The organism is Bacteriovorax sp. HI3 (assembly GCF_059738875.1).
Genome location: NZ_AP026946.1, coordinates 2,022,478 through 2,047,050, shown reverse-complemented (window position 1 = coordinate 2,047,050; position 24,573 = coordinate 2,022,478). Strand labels below are relative to the sequence as shown.

The window sequence follows — 24,573 nt, the reverse complement described above, 5'->3', positions numbered from 1 at the left end:
TTTTTAAGGATTTCATGAGCGAGTACAATTTTACTGAATTTAAAGATTTTTTTGAGTACAACTTAAAGAAATATAACCGTGACAGCGAAGGAGTAAAGATTTTTACTCTCAATGACCTGTCAAAGAGACTGGGCTACAAATCTCCAAGTCTTTTGTCCATGATTGCAACAGGCAGGCGCCTTCCTTCAAATGAGATTTTAGAAGTTTTATTTGAAGAATGGAAGATTGAAAAAAACCAAAGAGAGATTATCCGCATCCGTTTGGAGATTGAAAAACGTATGCGTAAAAATAAGCCGGCGGGTCTTTTACTAGAGCGACTGGCAAAGATTGATAAAAAATCCAAATACCAAATGATCGACCTGGATGCTTTTAATTCTATCAAGGAATGGCATAACCTGGTTTTACAAATGCTGGTATCCACTCCTGATTTCAAAGAAGACTACACTCAGATAAGTTATCTTCTAAAACGTAAAGTGACACCTTCCCAAGTAAGAAAGGGGATTGAGACGCTTTTAAAAGTTGGCCTGATTAAGCGCGACCCAAAAACGGGAGAGCTTGAGTCGGCGACACCCGATTCAAGTAATGAAACAACTCATGATATTCCAAGTGAGGCGATCCGCGAGCACCACAAAGGGATGATTGCCCGGGCCCTCGAAGCAGTTGAAGAGCAGAGTGTCCATGAAAGGCACTTGAATGCTCTTACACTAAAGTTTAACAAAGATAAAACAGATGAGGCCAAGGCCTTCATTCTCAATTTCGTCAAAGATTTTAACAGCAAATTTTACGATCATGCGTCCAATGACATTCATCAGCTCAATGTACAGTTTTTTGGACATACAAATAGCAACCATGTCTCAAGTAAGGAAACACTCCAATGAAAAGATTCGTGTACTTAATTGTCTGTGGGCTTTTAGTAGTAGCTGGTGCTTTCGCTAAAGAAGGCGGGGGAACTGTCGTTGGTAATGGAGCGGGGATTGTTGAAAGTAATTTCCAACAAGGTTACTTATCCCTTTCTAAGATCATAGCCAATTGTGAAGCTGCACAGAACTGTGGTTTAGATCTCGAAGAAAAAAATATATTAAAAGATATTCACGAGGTACTGACAAAAAATCTGCAGAATAAAAATCGCCTGGTATTCCTGTCAGAGAAGGCCAATCCTGGTTTTTTTACCACTGGTGCAAGTGAGTCTTATCGCATTGCCAAGACTATGCTTGTTCCCAATTCTCCTATTTATATCAATACCGATATGCTTTATGACAAAGATGGAAATCCAACTTTAAACTTCAACGGGATTGTGCGCATCCTGGTTCATGAGTTGGGCCATCAGACAGGGATCGAAGGACATAGCACTCTGGATATTTTAGGGGCGAAGATCGCGACCTATGCAGAAGAACATACAAGCTATTTTCGCTACAATGTTGAAGAGACCCGCGAATCTGTTTTTTTCTCCGTGGCCAATTACAGTTACCCGATCAAAACAACACTGGTGATGTTTAATTGGAAAAATTCATCGTCGCGCGATCTCTCATATGCAATTATCGCAAACTCTGAGTGCCCTTACGATTCTGAGAGTTACGCCGGGATTGAAGTCTTAAATGGACATTATTCATTTGATCGCCGCGGGCAACTTTCATTCAATGCCTGGGTTAAGCTCTCGTGTTTTGAATCTTTCTCTGGGAGCACCAACATTTATCGCAAAAATCTGCATATCGCTTTGGATAGTGACCTGCAGATCACTGGGCTTACGGTAGAGTAGTTTTACTGGTGAGACCACATCATTTTAGAGGTGTGTTTTTTACTTAAGTAATTTATATTATTGACTTTTTTGTTAAATTTTTTGACACTGTTTTTTTTACTTAGTTCGCTTAAGGACTATTCTTTTAAGCATAATTAGTATATGAAATGAGTATGCCTAAAGAGATAGTTATTTTATTCGGATTTTTTGCGGCGTTTGTTTTTATAAACTTCGTCATCTATCTTTTTCTTTTTTTTAAGATGAAAGAAAAGCTTTTCCGTGAGCTTGCTGTTTACTGGTTATTAGTTCTTCTTGTTTTTATCATTGAAGGAGGAGTTAAGACTGGTGAACTGGCCTTGAGTCTTGTTTTCATTGTTAATATTCTTCCTATTTATATTATGTCTAATTTTCTGATCCGCTCTTATGACATGAATTTAAATGCCAAGAAGTATGTTATCTCTTCTTTTGTTGTTATCGTTCTGGCAATTATTAATGATCAGCTGAACTTTCCATTTTTTGTTCTGGCCTTCCCCATTGCCTTTGTTTCGGCCATGCCGATGATCGAAGCCATTTATCACACTTTGAAAACCAAGAAGAAGGAAGCTTCTTTTGTGCAAAAATTTATGGCCGGAGCTGTTTTTGTACCCGGGATTTTTTGCTGTTTTCATTATGCTATCGCTCGCAATATCCCAGGGACAGAGATGGTTGGCTATGGTTCGGCCTTCTTGAATTATATTATTGCATCAATCGCTTTACCGGTATTTGTTATCCAGGAACTCAACCGTGAAAAAACAGAAAAGCTTGAGCTTTTAGTCGCAGAAAGAACTAAGGAACTCTATGCTTCTAAAATACAAAAAGAGAAGCTTCTACGTGTTGTGGTTCATGATATTTCCAATGCCCTTCAGGCCCTTATCCTTCAGACCAGCAGGCTTTCATTGTCTCGCGATGAGAAAGTTATTGAAGCCTCTATTCGCATGATGAAAAACTTAGATGCAATTAGTGATCTTACTAAACATGTAAAAGAAATGGAGCACCTACGGGCCAAGTCCGGGAAGCTTCATCCTGTATCTATTGACGAATGTTTTTCAGAGATCAAAGAGCTCTTTTATGAGCGTTATCAGCAGAAAAATGTACATCTCCATTTTATAAACAAGGTTCCTGCTGATATTGTCATTTATGTAGATAAAGTGAGTTTTATTCATTCAGTGGCATCGAATATTATTTCTAACGCTTTGAAATTTTCTTACCCTAATTCTGAGGTAGTGGTGACTGCGACTGAAGATAATGGACAAGTTCATTTTGTTGTTCAGGATTATGGTGTAGGGATGAGCGAAAAGTATTTAACTAGTTTATTTGAATTTGAAGCCTCTTTCACCACTTTAGGTACGGGTGGTGAAAGAGGAACAGGATTTGGAATGCCATTAGTTAAAAATTATACAGAAATTTTTGGTGGAACAGTATCTGCAAGTTCAAGCCAGCACAAGGAAGCAAGCGGGACGCGCATTCAGGTGAGCTTGCCTGCAGTTGTTCATAGAGATCATGCCACCAGTCTTAATTGAGAGTATAGTCGTCCATTGAGCCTATCCCAGACTGAATCAAATTTTGGGTGATATGGATTTTTTAAATACACTGTTTCAACTTCTTGATGAAAAAAGGCCACGAGGTCGACGGCTTCCCCTTCATGATCAGGGCAAGGAACGTTGAGGGAAAGAGGGGTTGCACCCGCTTCTACTGACATTCTTCCCATGCCTTTACTGACTCTCATTGTTCCCGTCATTGCATCTGCAGTGCTTTCCAGAAAGCGTTTCATATTAAATCCAGACAAGATGTATTTCCATGGTATATCAGTCTTTTGTTGGCGGAATTTTTTAGCGACGGTAAATTGACTGCAAATCAAAATGTTGTCGCCTTTTTGGCGAAGGCCTAAAAGGGCCTCGGCGCTCCATGAATTGAAATATGCATCCAATGAAGCAGTCTCATCGCCCCAGTTAACTTCTTTGAAAAAAGTCACAGCAAAACATTCACCCTGGTAGAACAGGGCCAGGATTTCGTCCTGGCGGGTAAATTCATTTGAATTTAACTTTGCATTGAGTTTGTATTCATTGTTAAAGTAATCAGTCCAGGTTTCATGCCAGCAACGAAATGACTTCTGATAAATCGAATGAAGATTTTTTGGGTTATTTTTCATGTTGCCAAAAAGTAAATAGGCATCAATTTTATCAAAGTCGATAATTTCTTTTTTATCATTCATAAATGTCCTCAAAAAAATTTGCTTTAAAATAATTAAGCTATTTTTTTCAATGGTTGGAATGCCACAGAGTCTTCTATTTCTTTCATCATCCAGTTGAATGCACACGAGGATTGCAGAAGGTTTTCGGTGATAATTTCGAGAGTTTGTGGTGGAAAGCTCGCCAATAGTTTTTGGGCCTCTTCAACGTGGTGAGGATCTTCTTCTCCGTGAACAAAAAGAAAAGTAACTGCCTTTTTGCCATAAATGGTCGAAAGCTTTTTAGAAAGAGGTGGACAAATTTTTTGTGCCAGAACCTCCAGATAGAGAATATAGCCCATAAGCGCGAGCGGATCTTGGTGTTCAATCTTGAAATACTGAGGTTCATAGAAAAAACGGGTAGAGTTGAGTTCTTTAAAATCCTCGATTGAGTACCCTAGTGCTTTTAAGTCATTAAGTGCCAGGCGTTCATGGTTGGCCTCTTCTCCTAAATGTTTTAAAAATCTAAGGTGTATCATTTGTTGTTGTTCATAATTAAGTCTTCCAGCACTAAGAGCAAGCATTCGAGTCGAATGTCTGACATAAAAAAAAGTTTGCGCTATGTAATTAGCGTAGAAATCTTTATTCTCCCAAGGCATGCTCTCATAAGAGTTTAAGAGAATGCTTACGGAGTGATTTAGGGCCTCTTTTAACTTATCCATTAAGTACCTCATGTAGGGGAAGGTTTCTGCTAGTATTGAATGTTAGATCTTAATTCTTTCAGGAATAAGATAAAAAAAGGGATTAGAGAAAAATCAGTATTTTAGGTTGGTTTGTTCAATGTTTCTTAAGGTTGAGGTGCCAAAAAACTTGTGCATTTTTTATTTATAAAGGACACTTAGATCATGAATCCAAATCTTATCTACTACCCGTGTTTTGCCTTATTACTTCTTTCAGCAATGGTGCTTGTGCGAATGTTTTTAACCCGTGTTCAAGGCATTAAAAGCGGCCAGGTCGACTTCAGGTATTTTAAAACCTATAACCATGCCGAAAAAGACCTACCGACACAGATGACCCAAGCTTCACGCAATTTCACCAATCTTTTTGAAGTGCCGACACTCTTTTATATGGTCTGTGCATTCTCGCTGATCACACAACAGGTTGACGGATTTTTTCTGTGGCTGGCGTGGATTTACGTGGCCCTTCGTTATTTGCATTCTCTCATCCATTTAACCAATAATAAGATCATGCCTCGAATGGCGGTTTACGGGTTAAGCTGGATTGTTCTTATCATTATGGGAGTTATCCTGGCGTTTAGAATCGCGGGGAGTCTTTAAGCGACTTGTAAGCAACTTGTAAGCTACTTGGTCGACTGCTCGCGGATTTTATGACGGCCTTTTAAAACTAAAAACAGACACACTAAGGTGAATGCTGCCGCTGCAATATAAGGAGCGCCAGGAAGCGGGTAATGGTCTTTTTTCGTAAAGAAAGAAAACAACCCCGTATACACTAATGGGCCAATAATAGACGTCAGGCTGGTAATGGCCACCAGTGTTCCTTGTAATTCACCTTGCTCTTCAGAGGGGGTGCCTTTAGTAATCATTGACTGCAACGAAGGCATAACGATACTGGTGAATAAAAGAAGTGACGTGGCCGCATAGAGCATCCACGACTTGGTGACTAAAGCATAAAGAAGAAAGTTGGCCACTAAAACAATGAGTCCATAGATCACTGATTTGAGCTCTCCAATTTTTGGTGTGACAATTCTTGTGGTGAAGCCTTGTCCTAATCCAAAGGCAATTCCCACGACGGTCAGAGAGATTCCGATTTCCATTGAGTTCCACTGGAACTTGTAGTGAGTAAACAAGGCCCAGATGCTCGGATGGGATTGACCGGCAAGGTTGGTTAAAAAGAAGGCCCAGATTAAAATCGCCGCTGGAGAATAAAACATTGCAGTGATGACGGATCTAATCGGGTTGAGTTGTGATTTGTCGACTTTTGTTTTTCTCTTTTCTGCTGGCAGAGATTCAGGAAGAACAAAAAGACCAAAAATAAAGTTCGTCAAAGACATGATGGCCGCAAGAATAAAAGGCCAGTTGTGACCAAAGCTTCCTATGATTCCTCCAATGGCCGGTCCAATCACAAACCCCAGACCAAAGGCTGCACCAATCATTCCAAAATTTTGGGTGCGGTTTTTATCAGTAGAGACATCGGCAATATAAGAAGAGGCCACGGTAATGCTTGCACCGGTCAGACCCGAGATCACGCGTCCAATAAAAAGGATGGTGAGGTTAGGAGCAAAGGCCATTAAAAGATAATCGAGTCCGGAGCCACATAAAGCAATCAATAGAACAGGTCTGCGGCCAAAGCGGTCAGAGAGAGAACCTAGTAGAGGAGAAGCAAAAAAGAGCATGAATGAGTAAAGAGAAATGAAGTACCCATAGAACGTACTGACAAAAGCTTCATCGCTTCCAAATCTTCGGATAACTTCCGGCAAAATAGGAACGACGAGACCGATGCCGATAGCGTCTAAGAGTATAGTGACAAAGATAAATGTCATTCTGGCCTGTGAATTTCTCATTTCATTATTATGAAAGACAAAGAAGTAAATGTCATAGATAATAAAAAAAATATTCCCTTTTTTCTCAAGGAATTGATTATGGAAAATATTAAAGGTCTCTGCACTAATCCTGATCCAGTTACTCAAAAATATGTTTTTAACCACACTATGCTTCGCGTGCGCGATCCCGAAGTGTCGCTGGACTTTTACTCGCGCATCCTAGGCATGAAGCTTTTAAGAAAAATCGATTTCAATGAATGGAAATTTTCTCTTTATTTCCTGGCCATGATTGAAAATGAATCTCAAATCCCAACAGACAGCGATAAATCGCGTGCACGTTTTACAGCAGGTCTCAGTGGTGTTTTAGAGTTAACTCATAATCATGGGACAGAGTTGGAAGAAAAGACTCCGTACCACAACGGGAACACTGAACCTCGTGGGTTTGGGCATATTTGTTTTTCTGTCCCAGATATCAAAGCAGCTTGTGCGCGTTTTGAAGCACTTGGCGTGCCTTTCCAAAAGAAATTGGGAGAAGGGGGAATGAAGGATATTGCCTTTATTAAAGACCCGGATAACTATTGGGTGGAGATTATCGAGGCCTAATTGAGACCACTCCGAAAAATGAATATTACATTTATCCAAAAAATCTTACAATCACCGCTTTTTTAAGCAAAGTCGACCTTGGCCCGTCGCCAAGGTCGACTCATTTATCCTAATTTCTCCCTCGCTTTATTTTTTTAGGGGAGATTTTTATGAACGCAAAGTTTTTGCATGTGAAGTATCTTGCCATCGTTTTGATGGGGATCGTGATTCTTCTTCTTGTTTCATTTGATGCATTCTCTCAGTCCGAAGTCGATATGGGCGCAGGTGATACCTTCTCTCTTAAGGCCTCTCAAGACATTTTAAAAGAAGTGGTTTCATATGAGCCGTATGAGACAACGTGTTCGCGCGAAGTTTACGATGGCACTCACCGCGTGTGTTCGGCAGGAAGAACAGAAAGGCGCTGCCGTAAGATTTCAGGTGTTGGAGAAGAGTGCTGGGATGAAACAGAAGAAGTGTGCAGCGATGAAGCTTCTTATAGAACTGAAACTTATGACTGTACCCTGCAAAGAAGAGTTGTAGACTACGTTTATGATTACTCTGTAAATGCCTCTATCGAGGTGACTAAAACTCTTAGGTCAAAAAACTATGATTTAAACTCATGCCTCTTTGGTGTGAAGCTCTCTGCAAGCTCTGAGGACTATTATGCTCGCTGTAAAAGTGCAGTCGTGAAGGCCTTTGTTGTTGATCGCAAAGAAGTGCTTAATGGCCGCAATAAAGAGCGTACAATTAAACTCGATCTGGATTTTTTCCCCATTGAAGGACTAAGTGCTCTGGCGGAAGGTTTAAAGGATTTGACGTATAAAGATGGGGTGGTGTCTTTTAAAAGCGCTAACCTGGCCGCCGCATCGAATTTTAAGCTGAATGTGAAACTTACAAGAAATCGTTTTCTCCTAAAAGATAAGGTGATTTTTAACCGTGAAATCAATCCTTCGGAGTTTGCGACGACGGCCCTTTCCGGCGGCAAATACCTGGTAACCCTTAATCTGGGGAAACTCTCAGGTGGCTTTGATTCAACCAAAAAGCACACTCTTAAGGTGGATTTGAGTACTTTAAAGGCACAAGACGTAAAGGATGCGATTAATACGCCGACTCTCTCTAATGCACTTTCAGAGTCTTTAGTGATTAATGACTAAATTTTGTTGGGCCTTTTAATGTAAAAATTTCAAAAGGCCTAATCTCTTATGAAAGATTTGAAAAACTCCTTTATAACTGAGCCCATGAAAAACGCATTGAAAATCACCGCGGCCCTTTTTATTACTCTTATCTTTGCAGGAGAGATTTCTGCACAAGATTTCCCGACAGGACCGGAGCTCTCAGAGACTCCAGGTAAACTTTGCGACCAACCATCTAAGCTTCGCTATCCAGAAAAAATCGCTTACTGTGATCGCGATGTTTCTTACGAAACAAAAGAAATCATCATCCACGAGTATGATCAGAAGTTTAATTATTCTATCGCTAAGATGCCGCGTGGAGAGTTCAAGATTGATCACCTGATTCCACTTTGTGCAGGTGGATCAAATGACATTACAAACCTCTGGCCTCAACATAAGTCAGTCTATGCAATCACTGATCCGCTGGAGCCAGTCATCTGTTCAAAAATGGCCCAAGGCCGCCTGAAGCAAAAAGATGCGGTTTCTTTAGTTATCGAAGCTAAGACCCACTTAGAGCGTACGAAGAAAATTATTGAGTACGTCAGTCGACTTTAATAGCACTGGCCATTTCGCCCTGCTTTGTTAAGATTAATTATCTTTCAAATGTAAGTCGGAATAGTTTTAATGACTCGGTTTGGTGCTGAATTTTTCAGACATTCACCTGAAATGTTGTGTGTGGCCGATTTTAACGGACACTTCGTCGAGCTCAGCACTCCATGGACCGAGACACTTGGTTATAGTATTGAAGAACTTCTCCAACTTCCTTTTTTCGCTCTCGTTCACCCTAATGACATTCAAAAAACCAAAGATGAATATTATAAATTTGTTGGTGGAGAAGATTATAAAACGACCAATTTTATAAATCGTTTCCGTCATAAAAATGGCCATTACCGCTGGCTGCAGTGGAGTGCTTCATCTGATAAAAATGAGAAGAAAATTTTTTGTATTGTCCGTGATGTGACTGAGGAGAGGCGCGAGATTAACGTTCTTTTAGAGGCCCAGGAAGTCACACAGGTTGGAAGCTGGGAGATTGATCTCTCTACAGGTGACCTTTTCTGGTCAAAGATGACTCACAAGATTCATGAAACTGACCCGTTGACCTATCATCCTAAACTTGAGGATGGAATTAATTTTTTTAATTTCGAGGCCAGAGACATTCTCGAAGGAAAAATTAAAAGCCTGATGGAAAATGGTAATAGTTATGATCTCGAATTGCCTTTTATCACCGCGAAAGGGAAAAAAACCTGGGTTCGATGTGTAGGGCGTGCGAGCATGTATGACAATGTTGTTCTTCGCGCGTACGGAACGATTGAAGATATTGGTCTTAAGAGAAAAGAGAAGTCTCTCTATGAACTTATCATTGAAAATGGAAATTATGGGACTTGGGATTGGGATTTGGAAACAAACCAAGTGCACTTTAATGACCGTTGGTGTTCACTGGTAGGTCTTGATGTCACAAAAGTGAAACACGATCTGGCCACTTGGGATGCCCTGGCACACCCTGATGATAAAATTATCGCCTATAAAGATATCGAAGATCATCTCAATGGAAAAACACCTTACTACCGCAATGTCCATCGAATGAAACATGCCGATGGCCATTGGGTCTGGATTCTTGATCAGGGAAAAGTGGTTGAGACCCGTGATGGAAAACCTGTGCGTTTTTCAGGAACACATACTGACATTACCTATGTAAAAGAGCTGGAAAACGAACGCGGGCTTTTAAATGACCGCTTTAAGCTGGTTCTTGCCGCTATTAAATTCGGTGTCTGGGAATGGAATATCAAAACAAATGCTCTTGCTTGGGATGAGAGCATGTATGAACTTTTTGATGTTTCTCCAAATGATTTTTCCGGTGATTATACTGCTTGGGAAAAAACAGTACACCCTGACGATAAAGAGCTGGTAGCAGCGGCCCTCCAGGCCTCTATTGTAGATGGGATAGATTTTGATACTAGTTTTCGAATTGTTTTGAAAAATGGTCATATCAGGCATATTGCGGCCAAAGGTTATGTCGAGCGCGATAGTAATGGAAAAGCACTGCGCTTTAGCGGTATCAATTGGGATATCACCAAGAATGTAGAGCAGGAAAGAATTTTTGAAACCATTTTAAACAACATTCCCATCATGATCACTTTTTATAATCATAAAGGTGATGTTGAGTGGATCAATCCTCATTGGAGCGAAGTCCTGGGGTGGACACTTGATGACATGAAAAAAGTCAGAGACATGGCCATCAATCTTTTTGCCACTGAGCGCGAACAACAAGAAGCGATTCAATTTATGATGGAAGCTCCACCGGAGTGGAGAGAGTTCACTCTCGTTAAAAAAAATGGAGAGCTGGCACATACGACCTGGACAAATGTGCGCCTGGAAGACGGACAGATCATCGGCATTGGTCAGGACATTGGAGAAAAGCGCATGCAGGAAGAACTGATTAAAGATCAGCAGGCACGCATGATTTCTTCAGCGAAACTTTCATCTCTAGGGGAGATGGCAAGTGGAATCGCCCACGAAATCAATAACCCTCTGGCGATCATAAAAGGCAAGGCCTACCAGATTTTAAAACGTCTGGAGAATGGTGAAGTGAACGTCGATTTTTTAAGTAGAGAAATCTCTAAGATTGAACAAAACAGTTTAAGGATTGTAAAAATTATTAAAGGGCTAAGAACGTTTTCTCGTCACGGGGAAGCTGACCCATTTAAGGCCGTCGCTTTTAAATCGATTCTCGATGATGTTTTAGAATTGTGTTATGAGCGCTTTAAATATCAAGGTGTGGAGTTAAAAGTCTCCGGTGACTTAAGCACCGAAATCCGCTGCCAGGAAACTCAACTGGCCCAGGTTGTATTAAATCTTATTAACAACGCCCACGATGCTGTTGTAGACACTCCTAGGCCTTGGGTGCATGTGCACGCTGATAATGATGGAGAGGCCCTTCGAATCACTGTGACGGATTCAGGCCCAGGAATTAGTGAAGAGATTGCTCAAAAGATAATGCAGCCTTTTTTTACAACGAAGGAAGTAGGAATGGGGACTGGTCTTGGTCTTTCAATTTCCAAAGGAATTGTTGAAATTCATGGAGGAAGGCTTTTTCTTGATCGGAATTGTCCGAATACTCGTTTTATCATTGATCTGCCGCTTAAGAAGTAAGATCTAATAATTTCCATCTTCTCATAGGTCAAATAACGAAAGTGTTTTATGCTTATAGGGTTGAACTATCCCTGGAGTTTATATGAAACACTTATTATTTTCTTCTCTCTTATTACTTTCTCTTTCAGCGTTTGCAGACGTAAAACCAAAATCAGATGCACCTAATTTTAAATTGAATGATCTTGCAGGCAAAGAGCATGCACTTAGTGACTTCAAAGGTAAATGGGTTGTTCTGGAATGGTTTAACAAGGATTGCCCTTACGTCAAAAAACATTACGGAAGCTCAAACATGCAATCACTACAAAAAACATTCACAGACAAAGGAGTTGTGTGGTTAACGATTAATTCATCTGCTAAAGGTGAGCAAGGTTACCAGGAAGCTGCTGATGCTGAAAAAACAATAAAAGAACTTAAAGCAAACCAATCCTTTCTTTTAACTGATGCAAGTGGATCGGTGGGAAGACTTTATGGAGCGAAAACAACTCCACACATGTTTGTTATTTCTCCTGAGCAAAAAATTGTTTATGCAGGAGCAATTGATGATAACAGTGCCGCTGACCCGGCAGTGATTCCTCAGTCGAAGAATTATGTCGCTGAAGCGCTGAATGCGGCCATGGCCGGAAAGGCCGTTGCTGTGGCGACTTCGAGACCGTATGGATGTAATGTGAAATACAAATAAAAAAGGCCCCGTTTGGGGCCTTTTTTTATTTGTAGTCTTTTAAAAACTTATTTAATTCTTTTGATCCTTCCACAATCATCTGTGTGTCACAGCTAAAAGCAAGTCGGATAGACTGCAAGCTCTCTGGTGAATCACCAAAACAGCTTCCAGGTGCGTTTCCAATTCCTTTCTGTGCTAATTCTTCAGAAAGTTTTTCGACGTCAATACCTGGCTTCACTTTACACCATAAATAGAAAGCAGCTTTTGGAACATAAGGAGTCAGGATATCTTGATCCTTTAGTGAGTCTAAGAAAAGATTTCTTCTCTTTAAGTACTCAGCATTCATGTCTGCATACCATTGGGCAGGAGTGTCTTTTACTGCGTGGATCGCACCCCATTGAGAGATACTGTTAATTCCATTGACTGTACAACGAAGAAGCTTAGCTGCACGGTCATTAAAGAGTTCATTCATTGAAGCGAAGTAACCTAAGCGCAGGCCGCTCATTGCGTATGATTTTGAGTATGAGTAAACTGAAACGGTTTTGTCGTAAGTAGGAATTAAGGAAGCAATAGAAGTGTGAGTCCCGCCATCAAAAAGAATGTGCTCGTAGGCTTCATCACTGACGATCCATAAATTATTTTTTACCGCCAGATCGGCGATCTTTTGCAATTCTTCTAAAGGAATGATTGCCCCCGTCGGGTTTTGTGGAGAGTTTAAGAAAATGACTTTTGTTTTTTTCGTGATCGCTTTTTCAATATCGGCCGCACGGTAAACGTAGTTGTGTTCTGGTTTTAATTCGATCCCAATTGTTTTTGCTCCCGCCAGGCGCGCGTTTTCTACGGCCTCTGTCCACATTGGATCAGGAACAATGACTTCATCGCCTTCTTCAACAATACATTGGTAAGTAACGTATAAAGCATGCATGGCCCCGTTAGTGATAGAGATGTGAGCTGGTTTAACCGGGATTTTATTTTGAGTGTTTAACTTTTGAGCAAGAGTTTCTCTTAGCTCCGGAATACCGTTGTTAGGAATGTAGTGAGTCTTGTTGGCCTCTAGGGCCTTTTCGATGGCGCTTTTGACATTCGGGTGAACATCAAAGCTTGGATCTCCCGATTCAAAACGGTAGATCTTTTGACCGTCCTTCTGTGCTTTTAAGAGTTTTTCCCTAATAACAACAATCTTTCCCAGCGAGATATTATCCAGTCGGCTCATGAACTTCTCCTGAAGTGTGGGGTGAATGAATTTGGTCGGGTTTATTGTGCATTCAAAATGACGCTTTTCCAAGGAGATTGTAATAGAATGATGGTTTTTTCCGACTGACAGAAATTGTAATTTTTTGAGAAGATACTCTTGTATGAAAGGTGTAAAACTTAAAATTTTAAATGTACTTATTTGGTCGGCCATTTCGACGGGAAGTGTTTTTGCTGAATGTATTGATGGAAAAGTGAAGTTCATCCAGCAGAATAAAGAAGTGATAAATAACGAAAGTTATTGTTACGATCTGGCCTCAAAACTCTTTATCTCATCAAAACCCTGTGCCCATAACAAGGTTTGCCAGAGCAAGAATCTTGGAACTATTGAAATCAAGATGAGTGAAATGGCCGGAGTCACAGGCTCTTTGGGATTTAAAATCTGTGAGAAATACCACGGAACTCCACAGATTATGGAGTACCAAGTTCAAACGAAATGGATTCAAACCAGCCGCTGTATTTTCAGTGACGGCTCTTTTATAGACAATGCGACTATCGCACAGAAAGTAAAATACGTGGATTAGTAAGATCTGTGATTAAGAACAGGATGTTGATTTTTTTATCAGGACTTCTATGCCTTGGGCAACATGCTTTGGCGGCGCCCTTTTGTCCGAACGCAGGCCTTTTTGATAAACTTACAAGGCCTGTCGATCTAACCAATGAAATGCCTCCCATTAGAGACCAGGACAGCATTGGTTGGTGTTACGGTTTTACGGCCGCAGACCTTTTAACCCATTATCTTTATAAAACTAAAGGCTCAAGCGTTGTCGGTGGGGTGAGAAACGCCAATTACCTCACTAAAGGCCATAGTGTGTCGTCGATTGGTATTTCGGCGATGTATAATCAAAGTAAAAAAAGCTCGTATGGAAAATCATTAAAAGGACTAAGTTCCGAAGACCTCTCAAAGCTCAATAAGAAAGTTGTGGCCGAAGGAGGAAGCATCTATGAGGCCTTGGCCGTAGTTAAAGAAAACGGTTTTTGTTATGAGCGCGATATTTCGAGCGAAGATTACTCTTATGTGGAAGACTATCGTTGTGCTGTTAAAAACCGCTGTAATATCGGCGAGATTTTAAATATCATTTACGATGCTCCTAAGGCCCGCCTGGGTTGTGATGACCTAAAAACGATTAATACAGTCTTTAATAATCTTTCTTTAAGCACGATAAAAAATGTCTTAGTGAGATCAGCTAAGCAAAATGCGCTGGCCAACTTAGTGAATGTGGCCTGTGATAAAAAATTCACCAAAGGCTTTTTTGCTGACCGTCCTACTTTTGAAACTAAAACCATTGCAATAGGGGATTCTCCTAAAGAATTGATGAACTCTCTCGATGCTCATTTAAATCGCGGGATTCCTGTCGGGATTTCTTATTATGCTGATTTTTTAATCGGTGGAACGGGAAGAACGATGGCCCATGCTTCCAGCATTGTGGGAAAGCGTTTTAATAAAGACACTTGTGAAGTTGAGTATATCCTGCGCAACTCATGGGGATATGGCTGTGGTTATTATACGAGAGAAAATCCTGACTATAACAAATGCAAAAGTGCTTTAAAAACTGAGGGAAGTCCTAAGGCCTATGTTGATAGTTTGATTGATTGCCGCAAGAAGAATCCAGCATTGCCGAGAAACCCTCGCGTTCGTTGCGAGGATTCCACCAGCTATGTTTATGTGAGAAAAAGTGATTTGGAAAAACAAGTCTACAATATCACGACCATTGAAGAAGACAGTCTGTTCTAGTAAATCCCGAAACCACAGCGACCTTTTAAGAATTTGTCGAAGGCTTCATTAGAGATAAGTTTTTTGTTGAAGAAAACGTTTCCACCTTTTGAGTGGTCAGTAAACCACAGTTCTTTTCCTGGGATTAAACAAGTTTTTTGTCCTTTCTTTTTAACTGAAACGATCTTGCTTGCTTTGTCTCCTTCAAATCCAACTGGCCAGTCAGCTACAGCAGCAGCTTCAACGACAACGCCTTTACCATTGTACTGAACATCTGGAGCGATGGCCGTGCCGTTTGATGTTTGTTTAATCGGCCCTTCTGTTAGAGCACCGCTGATGATTTCTTTTGTTTTACCGTTAAAGACAACTTCTTCTTCTGTTGGAAGAGTGACAATCACCAGGTCTTTTTCAGCATCTGATTCATAACGAATCGCTGGAAGAATGTTTCTAGGAAAGAAGTACATCATTTTTAAGTGAGCGTGGCTTTCAACTTCATCTGGAGAGTCCCAGACTAAAAGCCCCAGGTCTGATCTTGCCATATCCTGGAATTGGAATTCAAAATCGCGACCGACACCAAAACCTTCCATCGGAACGATTCTATTAACTCCATTGTTTTGGAATTTAAAACTTGTTTCATTGTAGTTGTTGTTTCTATCAATGTCGTAACAAATATCCCAACGATTGTGGTTGCGTGTGCGGCAGCTGATGCCGTTGAGTTCAACTTCGTTAGATTCTTTTAATGGCGCTTGGATAAGTGTTTCGTCGAATTCAGCATAAGCAGATACAGACGAAAGCATAGCAAGTAGAACAATAGACTTCATAAAAACTCCTATGGATAAATTCCATTAGATTTGATCGGACATTCTATTGTTGATTACTTTTTGAAATTAAAAAAGTGAAAAGCCACATTTTTTCTTTAAAAAACTGTCAAGGCCTGCGTCAGTCGCATACTCAGGTCGGATGAGCACATCCTTTTTTTCAGCATCGTTATACCAAATATCTTTTGATGGAATCTTACAATCCTTGTGTCCTTTTTTTGACACTGTCGCAATTGTGACGGAAGGAGCGCTACTTCCATCTCTAAGCTCAATATCACCATAAGGAAGATCGCCAGATTTATCCGCGCGGATCACTACGCCACTGCCGTTGTACTTCACAGCAGGAGGGAAAGCTTTGTTTTTATTTTTTGGGTCCTGGGCCATTTTGCCTTCAGTTAATACACCGCCAATAATCTCACCGGTCTTAGCGTTATAGGTAACAGCTTCACCGTTTGGCAGTGTCACATGCAGCTCATTTCCTACTTGGTTAATAGAAGGCAGAGTTGTGCGCGGGAAAAAAAGCATAATGCTATAAGTAGTGTGGCTGGTTGTATCGTCAGGAGCATCAGAGATCATCAGTTTCATATCTGACTTTGCTCTTCCTGGAGAATCAAAATCAAATGTGCGGTTGATGTAGTATTCATTGGTAGGAACGATGGCATTTGGGCCGCCGTTAAAAATTTTAAACCCATCTGGAGGAGAGTTGTCTCCACCGATTCTACAGACGGCGAAAGTTGAATTGGAAGAGGTGTTTCTGCAGCTAGGGTAGCCGTCTCGAACTCCCGGTCTGTCCCTGAAGGGTGCTACCAAATCAGAGACCTGGTAGTTAGCTTCAGGAACAGATGAGAGAACAACTTCTGGTTTTGTTTCTACTTTTGGAGGGCAGTCTAAAACCGGAGGTGTTAGCGTTTCATTTACAGTGCTGGTTAACGTTTGTGCCTGCATTGATGTTTGCACCAATGCCGATTCCGTTAGATCGCGAACTGCGGCAGTATCTCTTAAAGTCTCACTTCGAGGAGAGTCTTTTAAGTTCAGTCTCTCAGGAGTTGTTGAGTCTTTTTGTTTCTTATCTGTGAGTTTAATCGCCGGATTGTTTTTGTTGTAATAAACCCAGTAAGACTCACCGGCATGAGTACCACTTGTGACTTTTATTTTAATCCCAGAATTGCCGGAAGAGAATTTTTTTATTTCTAAAATATCGCCAGTCGTGCCTTTTTTTAATGTGGTCTTGATATTTGCGGCCGAGCGTAAAAAATTTGGGTTAGCGCGTGCATTTAAAAAACTATCCAATTCAATTTCGTCACCAGCTTTAAAAGCAAGCATTGTTGAGAGTGATAAACCGAGTAAAAAAATTGGGTAATGTTTTTTCATACTCAGAGATTATACAGGAGATTAAATTAAAATCAGATAGAGATAATTATTACCGGAGCAAAACGCTTTTATGAAAAAATGAAAACTAAGCTAAAATATTAATTAAATTAGCCGTAAAGGTTTTATAATCGAATGAGTCGAATATAAATTACGATACTTACAGATCAAGGAGTCTGCAAATGGAATTGATGCATTTATTTAAGCAAGGTGGCTTTATCATGTACCCGCTACTTATTTTCTCAGTAGCCGTGTGGACAGTTGCCATTCAAAAAATCTGGTTCCTAATGAACTTTAATAAACAAGCTAAATATTTCTATGACGAAGGAATGAGAATCATTCAATCAAAACGTTTCAATGAAATGGAATGGCTATACAAAAACTGTCCTGAACTTATTGCTAAGCCACACTCTGCAGTTTTCGAAGATGCTTCATCTTCTGAAGAGTGGGAAGCACGTATGCAACGTCGTCTTAACGAAACATCAATGGGTCTAAAGAAAAATATCTGGATCCTTGGTACTGTTGCTTCATCAGCTCCATTCGTAGGTCTATTCGGTACGGTTTGGGGGATCATGGGGTCATTTAAAGAAATCGGTGCTGCAGGTAAAGCAGGGTTTGCGATTGTATCAGCTTCAATTTCAGAAGCTCTTATCGCAACAGCGGCCGGGATTCTTGTAGCGGTAGTCGCTCTACTTTTCTACAACTACATCCTGGTAAAAATCGGTGAATCACTGGCAATGTTTAAAAACGGCATTGGTGATTTAGCTGAAAGCTTTAACTCTGCTAAAAAGTAAGCGAGAACGAGAATCTTTAAACTGTAGGAGTGCCTTATGGCAATGAACGTAAATAACAACAACGATGGTGATGACAACATCATGGCGGAAGTAAACCTTACTCCGCTTATCGATATCATGCTCGTTCTTCTGATTATCTTCATGGTAACGTCGACAGCAGCCCTTGAATCGGGTCTGGATATCGAACTTCCAAAGACTGCGATCACCAATGAAAAAAAGCAGGATGAAATTTTAATCATCACGCTTAATAAAGAAGGTAAAGTTGCTCTTCAAGGAAAGTATGTTGAAGAAGCAAAACTTGCAGAAGAAATGGTGGCCAAACTTGCTGAACTAAAAACAGAGTCAGTTATCCTTGAAGGTGACACTCAAGCGTTTTTAGGAAAAGCAGTTGAGATCATGGATATCGCAAAGAGTGCAGGAGCTAAAAACTTCTCAATCGCTGCGGAAGAAGATGCATCTAAGAGACTTAAGTAAAAACAGCAAAGGGTAGTAAAGTATGAGTGCTGAAAAAAAACCATTGTACACTCCCGGCGAAAGCAATATGGAGCAGGAGACGAAGCGCTTTAATAAACGCGCGTTCATCGGAAGCTTCATCATTCACTTGTTTTTCTTTTTGATTAAAATGCCGGAGCTGCACCTTGAGCACAAACTTAAGGACGACCCGAAGCTAATCCCGATTAAGATGGAATTAGTGACTCCTCCGGCAAAAAATAAGATCGTTAAAAACAACGTGACTGCGGCCGAAAGTGAAAAAGTTGTGCAGCCAAAGCCGGAAGAAAAAGTGAAGAATGGAACTGACAGAGTGGTAAAAAACTCTGATCGCATTGGTGATAAAAACCAAAAGAAAGTTCAGGACGTTCAAAAAGGTGATCCGGCCTCAAGAAAGAAAGAAGCTTACAAACCGGGAACTGATGTAAGAAAAGCTCCAAGAACAACAGTGGGTTCAGGCTCAGCACCTAGCCAGGTGAAAGCTAAAGACAACAACACTGGTGGATCGGGAGACACTTACCAGGGTCTAGACATGACTAACGTCACTGATTCAATCAGAAAAAGTGGTCAGGGTTTAAAAAGAGCAGCAGCTAAAGGTGCTAAAGACGACGGTGGAGCTGGTTTTGGTACTGGTGGCGGTATCGGTAACGGTGTTGGTGGTGGAGGCGGAGACGGCTTCATTACAGGTTCACCAAACGGTACAGCAAACATGGCCAAGGTGGCAACAAACGTTGGTAGCTTAACTGGATCAGCAAAAGGAAAGATCGATTCTTCTCGCGGCTTCGACGGCCTTGCTCAAAAAGGATCAATCTCTGTTGCCGGTGTTCCGGTTGAAAAAGTAGCTGTGTCGACAATTAACCCGGATGAGATCAGAAGAATTCTTCGCGATCACATTCCACAATTTAGAAGCTGTTACCAGTCAGAGCTTGAAAAACAAAATAAACCAGACGGCCTTCAAGGGGTCATGCTGTTTAACTTTGTGATCGGTGGCGACGGTGGTGTGAAGAAATCTTCAATCACGTCAGAAGAAATCACTTCTGATAAAGTCCGCGACTGTATGAAAGATGTGCTTCAAGGGATTCGTTTCCCGGCACCGGGTGGCAACAGAAATGTTGAGGTTAACCAGCCGATCAACCTGTATCCAAGAAGAATGTAAAACAATAAAAAGGCCCTCGCGAAGAGGGCCTTTTTTTTATCTAAATAACCAGGACTGCGAAGATCCATTCTTAGGATTGTAGTGGCCGGGATTGTGATGGTGGTTTTTATGATAGTAAACACCACTGCCAAAAAAGTTCACCAGCCTATAATAAAGATTGTTATCCATGTTGTAGATCTTCACATCGCCATCATCCATAGTCTCATGAGTGATGTAATTGATATGAGCAAAAACAAACATATGAAAAGCATATGAAGGGATAAAGAAAAGCACAAATAACGATGGCCCTAAAAGCATAAACCAGAAGGCCAGGCGCATCGGCACGGCCAAAAAGTGCATAAAACAAATCAGCTTAAAAAGAGCATGGTTTGTGCGAGTGTCACCGTGGTACTTTAAGTATTTTGCTAAAACCACTTCTGTCCCACCAAAATTGTTAGCGAGAAGAAACTTAAAAAAGTTTTTCTTATGTGGATTGTGCGGGTCCATATCCGTATCGGCGTGAGCGTGGTGCATAGTATGGTTGAGTTCAAAGGCCGCAAGCCCCAGGAGAATATAAACACCCGCGATTTCGCCCATGATGGTATTTAAAAGAGGTGGTCTTAGGTTTCTGTGAACACAGTTGTGCATCAGAACTGGAACCTGAACACCAATGATAAGTCCGATGGGAAGAAGGGCCAGATGCCATGGATTCATTGGTAAATTTGAAAGCGCTTTAATATCTGTGAGCTGATACTGAATGTATAAAATGATCGCCGTCACAATAAACTGCACGCTAAAGTACTTAATCAGGTAGTATTTATCTTTTCTAAACTTTGACCAGCTTGTTTTCATAAACCCCTCATATACTTTGGATTAAAGAGATGAGGCTTTAGGTGATGGTTCTTATGATAGTAAACACCGCTGCCAATGAAATTAATAAACTTATAATAAAGATTTGAGTCTACGTTAATGATTTGGATTTCACCGTGTTCGTCTACGACGTGAGTGATATAGTTAATGTGAGCGAAGGCCAGAGTGTAAGCGATAATGGCCGGGATAAAAAAGAAAACAAACAATGTTGGCCCTAAGATAAGAAACCATAGAGTCAGCTTTAAAAAGATACCAGCGTAATGCATAAGAGTTGCGGCCTTAAAAATTCGTTGATTCTTCTTTGTATGGCCGTGGAACTCATAAAAGGTCTCTTCAATAACCGTGACTCCACTAATAAGCGCAGTAAAGAAAAACTCCATAAAGCTTTTATTGGCCGGGTTATGTGGATCGTTTTCAGTATCAGAATGAGCGTGGTGAAGAGTGTGGTTAATGGCGATAATACTCTGGCCCATTAAAACGAAAAAGCAGCAAAGCTCGCCGATGATTGTATTAAGAGGTTTGATTTTTAGATTCCCATGCACACAATTGTGCATAAGTGTCGGGACAAAAATACCAAACATCATGGAAAAGGGGATTAAAACGAAATGCCAGGTTTCTGGTTTAAAGCTTAAGTCAGTCGGGAAGAAGACCAGGGATAAGACAATGAGCACGCTTACAACAATAAGGTGCATCCCTAAATAGTTAGGGAGAAAATAAGGGTTAGTCTTAAATTTTTTCCAGGTGGCCTTCATAATGGACCTAGTTTAATGAAAAAAGGCTTTGGGGATAAGCCAAGGGGGGAATATCTACAGTGCTGTTTAAACTTTAGCCATTTTTCTTATTTAGTTGGTATGATAAGTCTATGGTTTATTTATATGTGGGCTTTACGCTCTTATGGGCGCTTTTTTTAGCGATGGTCTTTTGGGGCCAAAAGAAGATCTTATCTCTGGATAAGCTCACAGCCCGTCCAGAGGGAGATAAGCTCTCGGTCAGTGTGGTCATTGCCGTAAGAAATGGCGAGTCCGATATCGGAGAAACCCTTAAACCACTTCTGGGCAATCTTGCCTTAAATGAAATCATCGTGGTTAATGACCGCTCAAGCGATAAAACTCAGAGCATTCTTGCTTCCTTAGAAAGAGAAAATAAGAGACTTAGAATTATCGAAATCACCGATTTGCCGGCCGGCTGGCTAGGGAAGGTTCACGCCATTGATCAAGGGATGAAGGCCGCGACAGGGGACTATGTGCTCTTTACGGATGCCGATGTGATGATTGATTCTACCGCTATTAAAAAAGCCCTGTCAGCGTGTCTTACTTATAAGCTCGATCACCTGGGTGTTCTTCCGCGCATTGAGCGTGGAGGATTTTTTTACAACATGATGATGAGCACTTCTGTTTTTCTTTTTACTGTTTCATCAAAACCTTGGGTGAGCGTAGAAAAAAGAGACAGCGCTTACGTTAAAGGTGTTGGGGCTTTTAATTTTGTTAAGCGCGAGAGCTTTTTAAAAACTGCTGGGTTTGAATGGCTTAAGATGGATGTCGCCGACGATGTGGCCTTAGCGCAACTCATGGCCATGAATGGCGGGCGTTCGATGTTAATGAGAGCTGGAGAGGGAAGACCTTCCCTTCATTGGTATGAGAATTTTAAAGGCATGGTTTATGGATTAGAGAAAAATATTGTCGGGGGCTTTACCAACTATCGCCTTTCGCTGGTTATTCTTATTCCTTTTATTTCACTGCTTGTTTCACTTCTGCCTGCTGCCGGACTTTTTATTCCTCATCCGGCCGTTTTTTATTCTGCTGTTGTTTGTTTTTTCCTCACGATTCTTTTTTCTTTGATGGTTAAAAAACACTCGGCCTTTAGTTTTTTTGAAATTCTCTTTTTCCCATTGGGAATAAGTGTTTTGGGTTTGATCCTTGTCAGGTCTTCAGTGATTTGTTTTAAAAATGGCGGGATTAAATGGAGCGGAAGCTTTTATCCGCTAAAAGAACTCAAGGCCGGAACCCGTGTGAAGCTCGGCCTTTAAGTTTTATCTTAGATTAGAAATAATTTTAAATTCTTTCTCTGTGACTGGATTAATAGAAAGCCTTGAGCCTTTTTGGACGACCGGCATACTCTCTAATCCTTTAGTGTCTTTTAATGTTGAAAGAGTTACGACCTGATCGAATTTTTCGACGAACTCCACTTCTACCATAAACCAGCGAGGGTTTTCTTTTGTGGCCTTCTCGTCGTAATACTCGCTTTTAGGGTCAAACTGCGAAGGGTCTGGGTGAGAGGTTTTTGAAACCTTTGCCAGCCCGGCAATGCCTGGGATTTCACAGCTAGAGTGATAGAATAAAACTACATCGCCGATTTTCATCTCATCGCGCATATAGTTTCTAGCTTGGTAGTTGCGGACACCATCCCATCCGGATTTTTTCTTTTTTTTGAGATCATCAATGGAAAAGACATCCGGCTCACTTTTCATAAGCCAATAGTTCATGATCAAGGACTCCAATCTTTGAGTGAATACTTGGTAATGATCTTACCTAGAGTTCCGTCCTTTCTCAAATCTTCTATGCCTTCTGTAAGGATTTTTGCGAATTCCTTGGAGCGAGGGTTCTTGGGAGAGAACCCAATATAGAGCGGATCGCCTTCGGTGCATCCGGCCTCTTCATAATTGTCGCGGATTTTTTTGGATTCTGTGAAGTAATTAAAGACGAAAGGGTTTTCGATAATCGTGTCGATTTTATTTTCCTTCATATTCTCAATGTTGGACATGAGAGGAAGGCTTCCGGTCCCTTTGACTGTCTGTTCAGGGTGATCCATCAGGTAGCTGGTGAGTTCGGCGGAATAAGCGTAGGATTCGACAATGCCGAGTTTGCGGCCTTTTAAATTACTTAAGCTCACATACTCCCATGGGTCCTTTGCTTTGACGTAAAAGCACTCTTTGTTGCTTCCCATGCTTTTTGCCGGATAGATGAAATCGGGAGCATCGGGCATGGTAGTTGAAACGAGACCTGTGGCCTTCCCGCTTCGCACACTCTCAATAGAATTGGTCCAGGTATCCACCTGGTAGTCGATGTTGTGGCCTTTTCTTTCAAAGACAAGTTTCGCCACTTCGACGATGTAGCCTAACTCTTTACTTTGGGCAGATGTAGGATCGCAATTAAAAGGGCACCAGCGGTCCGCTTTTAGGATGATGGTTTCTCCCATAAGAGACAAAGGGACACATGCCAGAATAAATGTGGATAAGAGCTTTTTCATATCTATAGTAAGTTTAATTTTTTTAAGTTTGCCTGTTTAATTTCGGCATCACTTTTTACCGGCGCCACTTCTTTGGTTTCTTTTTGTGTTGCTGTGGCCTCTTTATTTTTTTGTTTCTTTTTTGATTTTTCGTTTGGATTCTTTGAATCGCCATCCAGGTTTAAATCGACGTTGTTTTTTTCGCTGCCGGCAACGGCCGATTCATTGAGTGTGGTCTTGATGCCGCTTTTACCCAGCTTGTTTTCACTCAGGTAGCTTTTGAGATTGAGGAGCTTGTTATCAATGTTCATCCCTCCATTATAGTTCAGATTTTATTTAGTAAAAGATTTGTTTAATCTCTAAAGGATTACAATGTCTTACAAAAGGCCCCGAGGGGCCTTCTTGAATGGAAATTGAATAAAAATCGACTAAAAAAGATGGCTAAGTGTAAGCTTATTTAATGGCCTTACATTTTAGGGGTTGTCTGCCTTTGACAATAAGGAAGTAGTGATCGCGTTTTTCGTGGGACTGCTTAAACATGGCGGCCTCCACTACCGGGATTTTTTCTTTTTTATCTTCGAAATAATAATCGCATTTTTTTAATTTTAAATGCCATAGAGTCTCATTGACCTGAGCGCGTGGATTCCCCATTTGAGTCATTGGAGTGTTGTCATACTGACAAGTCGCAAACTTTGACTTCTTGTGAAACAGACTCACGCTTGGTGTGTTTTTATCCAGGAGAGAGAGTTCAACTCTAGATTCCTTATCCACATTACAGCTGAAGTTGTGTTCATCTTTAGCGTGCACAGAAAAAGAAACGAGTAATGAGAGCAGTAATATTTTCAT

At 40.9% G+C, this 24,573-nt stretch carries 27 protein-coding genes; 15 read left to right on the top strand and 12 right to left on the bottom strand.

Annotation, left to right across the window (positions count from 1 at the left end; all coding sequences use genetic code 11):
* Positions 1–14 precede the first annotated feature (14 nt).
* From AC6JA8_RS10115 to AC6JA8_RS10105, 3 genes are all read left to right on the top strand, one after another.
* Complete coding sequence (locus AC6JA8_RS10115) at positions 15–878, top strand: DUF4423 domain-containing protein (protein ID WP_497973688.1); 864 nt, start codon at positions 15–17, stop codon at positions 876–878.
* Positions 875–1,756 (top strand): hypothetical protein, encoded by an 882-nt coding sequence (locus tag AC6JA8_RS10110; protein ID WP_497973687.1) that lies wholly within the window; start codon positions 875–877, stop codon positions 1,754–1,756. Before AC6JA8_RS10115 ends, AC6JA8_RS10110 begins: the two co-directional genes overlap by 4 nt.
* Before the next feature lie 152 nt (positions 1,757–1,908).
* Positions 1,909–3,294 (top strand): sensor histidine kinase, encoded by a 1,386-nt coding sequence (locus tag AC6JA8_RS10105; protein ID WP_497973686.1) that lies wholly within the window; start codon positions 1,909–1,911, stop codon positions 3,292–3,294.
* Here AC6JA8_RS10105 and AC6JA8_RS10100 read toward each other — a convergent pair.
* Together AC6JA8_RS10100 and AC6JA8_RS10095 are read right to left on the bottom strand one after the other, a co-directional pair.
* The gene (locus AC6JA8_RS10100) at positions 3,273–3,986 is read right to left on the bottom strand and encodes a hypothetical protein (RefSeq protein WP_497973685.1); all 714 of its coding nucleotides are present in this window, start codon (positions 3,984–3,986) and stop codon (positions 3,273–3,275) included. The two genes, AC6JA8_RS10105 and AC6JA8_RS10100, sit on opposite strands and share 22 nt — an antisense overlap.
* 32 nt (positions 3,987–4,018) lie before the next feature.
* Entirely contained in the window at positions 4,019–4,663 is a 645-nt protein-coding gene (locus AC6JA8_RS10095; RefSeq protein ID WP_497973684.1) for an iron-containing redox enzyme family protein, read from the bottom strand.
* 183 nt (positions 4,664–4,846) lie between these two features.
* On the opposite strand from AC6JA8_RS10095, the gene AC6JA8_RS10090 reads away from it, so the two are divergent.
* Complete coding sequence (locus AC6JA8_RS10090; protein ID WP_102243696.1) at positions 4,847–5,278, top strand: MAPEG family protein; 432 nt, start codon at positions 4,847–4,849, stop codon at positions 5,276–5,278.
* A 23-nt stretch (positions 5,279–5,301) separates the two neighbouring features.
* On the opposite strand, the gene AC6JA8_RS10085 is transcribed toward AC6JA8_RS10090, so the two are convergent.
* Positions 5,302–6,522 carry a TCR/Tet family MFS transporter gene (locus AC6JA8_RS10085; RefSeq protein ID WP_497973683.1) on the bottom strand — a complete coding sequence of 407 codons (1,221 nt, stop codon included), beginning with the start codon at positions 6,520–6,522 and terminating at the stop codon, positions 5,302–5,304.
* Between the two features lie 78 nt (positions 6,523–6,600).
* On the opposite strand from AC6JA8_RS10085, the gene gloA reads away from it, so the two are divergent.
* From gloA to AC6JA8_RS10060, 5 genes are all read left to right on the top strand, one after another.
* Positions 6,601–7,104 carry a lactoylglutathione lyase gene (gene gloA, locus AC6JA8_RS10080; protein WP_497973682.1) on the top strand — a complete coding sequence of 168 codons (504 nt, stop codon included), beginning with the start codon at positions 6,601–6,603 and terminating at the stop codon, positions 7,102–7,104.
* A gap of 149 nt (positions 7,105–7,253) precedes the next feature.
* Positions 7,254–8,237, top strand: a complete 984-nt coding sequence (locus tag AC6JA8_RS10075) for a hypothetical protein (protein ID WP_102243694.1) — start codon at positions 7,254–7,256, stop codon at positions 8,235–8,237.
* 84 nt (positions 8,238–8,321) lie between these two features.
* The gene (locus AC6JA8_RS10070; RefSeq protein ID WP_208107828.1) at positions 8,322–8,810 is read left to right on the top strand and encodes an HNH endonuclease signature motif containing protein; all 489 of its coding nucleotides are present in this window, start codon (positions 8,322–8,324) and stop codon (positions 8,808–8,810) included.
* 69 nt (positions 8,811–8,879) lie between these two features.
* Positions 8,880–11,405, top strand: coding sequence for a PAS domain-containing sensor histidine kinase (locus AC6JA8_RS10065; protein ID WP_497973681.1), 2,526 nt, complete (start codon positions 8,880–8,882; stop codon positions 11,403–11,405).
* Between the two features lie 82 nt (positions 11,406–11,487).
* Entirely contained in the window at positions 11,488–12,084 is a 597-nt protein-coding gene (locus tag AC6JA8_RS10060) for a thioredoxin family protein (protein ID WP_102243692.1), read from the top strand.
* Between the two features lie 25 nt (positions 12,085–12,109).
* Here the strand turns inward: AC6JA8_RS10060 and AC6JA8_RS10055 are convergent, their stop codons facing one another.
* Positions 12,110–13,276 (bottom strand): pyridoxal phosphate-dependent aminotransferase, encoded by a 1,167-nt coding sequence (locus AC6JA8_RS10055; RefSeq protein WP_102243691.1) that lies wholly within the window; start codon positions 13,274–13,276, stop codon positions 12,110–12,112.
* A 142-nt stretch (positions 13,277–13,418) separates the two neighbouring features.
* On the opposite strand from AC6JA8_RS10055, the gene AC6JA8_RS10050 reads away from it, so the two are divergent.
* Together AC6JA8_RS10050 and AC6JA8_RS10045 are read left to right on the top strand one after the other, a co-directional pair.
* Positions 13,419–13,838: a hypothetical protein gene (locus tag AC6JA8_RS10050; protein WP_497973680.1), complete on the top strand. Its 420-nt coding sequence runs from the start codon at positions 13,419–13,421 to the stop codon at positions 13,836–13,838.
* A gap of 23 nt (positions 13,839–13,861) precedes the next feature.
* Entirely contained in the window at positions 13,862–15,049 is a 1,188-nt protein-coding gene (locus AC6JA8_RS10045; RefSeq protein WP_497973679.1) for a C1 family peptidase, read from the top strand.
* On the opposite strand, the gene AC6JA8_RS10040 is transcribed toward AC6JA8_RS10045, so the two are convergent.
* Complete coding sequence (locus AC6JA8_RS10040) at positions 15,046–15,849, bottom strand: hypothetical protein (protein WP_497973678.1); 804 nt, start codon at positions 15,847–15,849, stop codon at positions 15,046–15,048. The genes AC6JA8_RS10045 and AC6JA8_RS10040 overlap by 4 nt on opposite strands.
* A gap of 66 nt (positions 15,850–15,915) precedes the next feature.
* A complete protein-coding gene (locus AC6JA8_RS10035) occupies positions 15,916–17,217 on the bottom strand; it encodes a hypothetical protein (protein ID WP_497973677.1) in 1,302 nt (433 codons plus the stop codon).
* A 179-nt stretch (positions 17,218–17,396) separates the two neighbouring features.
* Between AC6JA8_RS10035 and AC6JA8_RS10030 the strand changes: the two genes are divergently transcribed.
* From AC6JA8_RS10030 to AC6JA8_RS10020, 3 genes are read left to right on the top strand one after another with little or no spacing between them, the layout of a single operon-like run.
* On the top strand, positions 17,397–18,008 hold the full coding sequence (locus tag AC6JA8_RS10030) for a MotA/TolQ/ExbB proton channel family protein (protein WP_102243686.1): 612 nt from the start codon (positions 17,397–17,399) through the stop codon (positions 18,006–18,008).
* A gap of 36 nt (positions 18,009–18,044) precedes the next feature.
* The gene (locus AC6JA8_RS10025) at positions 18,045–18,482 is read left to right on the top strand and encodes an ExbD/TolR family protein (protein WP_102243685.1); all 438 of its coding nucleotides are present in this window, start codon (positions 18,045–18,047) and stop codon (positions 18,480–18,482) included.
* Between the two features lie 22 nt (positions 18,483–18,504).
* The gene (locus AC6JA8_RS10020) at positions 18,505–19,653 is read left to right on the top strand and encodes an AgmX/PglI C-terminal domain-containing protein (protein ID WP_497973676.1); all 1,149 of its coding nucleotides are present in this window, start codon (positions 18,505–18,507) and stop codon (positions 19,651–19,653) included.
* Positions 19,654–19,689: 36 nt separating this feature from the next.
* On the opposite strand, the gene AC6JA8_RS10015 is transcribed toward AC6JA8_RS10020, so the two are convergent.
* Together AC6JA8_RS10015 and AC6JA8_RS10010 are read right to left on the bottom strand one after the other, a co-directional pair.
* Positions 19,690–20,484 carry a fatty acid desaturase gene (locus tag AC6JA8_RS10015; RefSeq protein ID WP_497973675.1) on the bottom strand — a complete coding sequence of 265 codons (795 nt, stop codon included), beginning with the start codon at positions 20,482–20,484 and terminating at the stop codon, positions 19,690–19,692.
* On the bottom strand, positions 20,481–21,254 hold the full coding sequence (locus AC6JA8_RS10010; RefSeq protein ID WP_497973674.1) for a fatty acid desaturase: 774 nt from the start codon (positions 21,252–21,254) through the stop codon (positions 20,481–20,483). Before AC6JA8_RS10010 ends, AC6JA8_RS10015 begins: the two co-directional genes overlap by 4 nt.
* Positions 21,255–21,364: 110 nt before the next feature.
* Between AC6JA8_RS10010 and AC6JA8_RS10005 the strand changes: the two genes are divergently transcribed.
* On the top strand, positions 21,365–22,528 hold the full coding sequence (locus tag AC6JA8_RS10005) for a glycosyltransferase family 2 protein (protein ID WP_497973673.1): 1,164 nt from the start codon (positions 21,365–21,367) through the stop codon (positions 22,526–22,528).
* Between the two features lie 3 nt (positions 22,529–22,531).
* Here AC6JA8_RS10005 and AC6JA8_RS10000 read toward each other — a convergent pair whose 3' ends face one another.
* The 4 genes from AC6JA8_RS10000 to AC6JA8_RS09985 all read right to left on the bottom strand — a co-directional run bounded on the left by AC6JA8_RS10000 (position 22,532) and on the right by AC6JA8_RS09985 (position 24,573).
* Positions 22,532–22,984, bottom strand: coding sequence for an EVE domain-containing protein (locus tag AC6JA8_RS10000; RefSeq protein ID WP_497973672.1), 453 nt, complete (start codon positions 22,982–22,984; stop codon positions 22,532–22,534).
* A gap of 2 nt (positions 22,985–22,986) precedes the next feature.
* Entirely contained in the window at positions 22,987–23,748 is a 762-nt protein-coding gene (locus AC6JA8_RS09995; RefSeq protein WP_102243681.1) for a substrate-binding periplasmic protein, read from the bottom strand.
* A gap of 2 nt (positions 23,749–23,750) precedes the next feature.
* Positions 23,751–24,038: a hypothetical protein gene (locus tag AC6JA8_RS09990; RefSeq protein ID WP_497973671.1), complete on the bottom strand. Its 288-nt coding sequence runs from the start codon at positions 24,036–24,038 to the stop codon at positions 23,751–23,753.
* A gap of 142 nt (positions 24,039–24,180) precedes the next feature.
* Positions 24,181–24,573, bottom strand: coding sequence for a hypothetical protein (locus tag AC6JA8_RS09985; protein ID WP_497973670.1), 393 nt, complete (start codon positions 24,571–24,573; stop codon positions 24,181–24,183).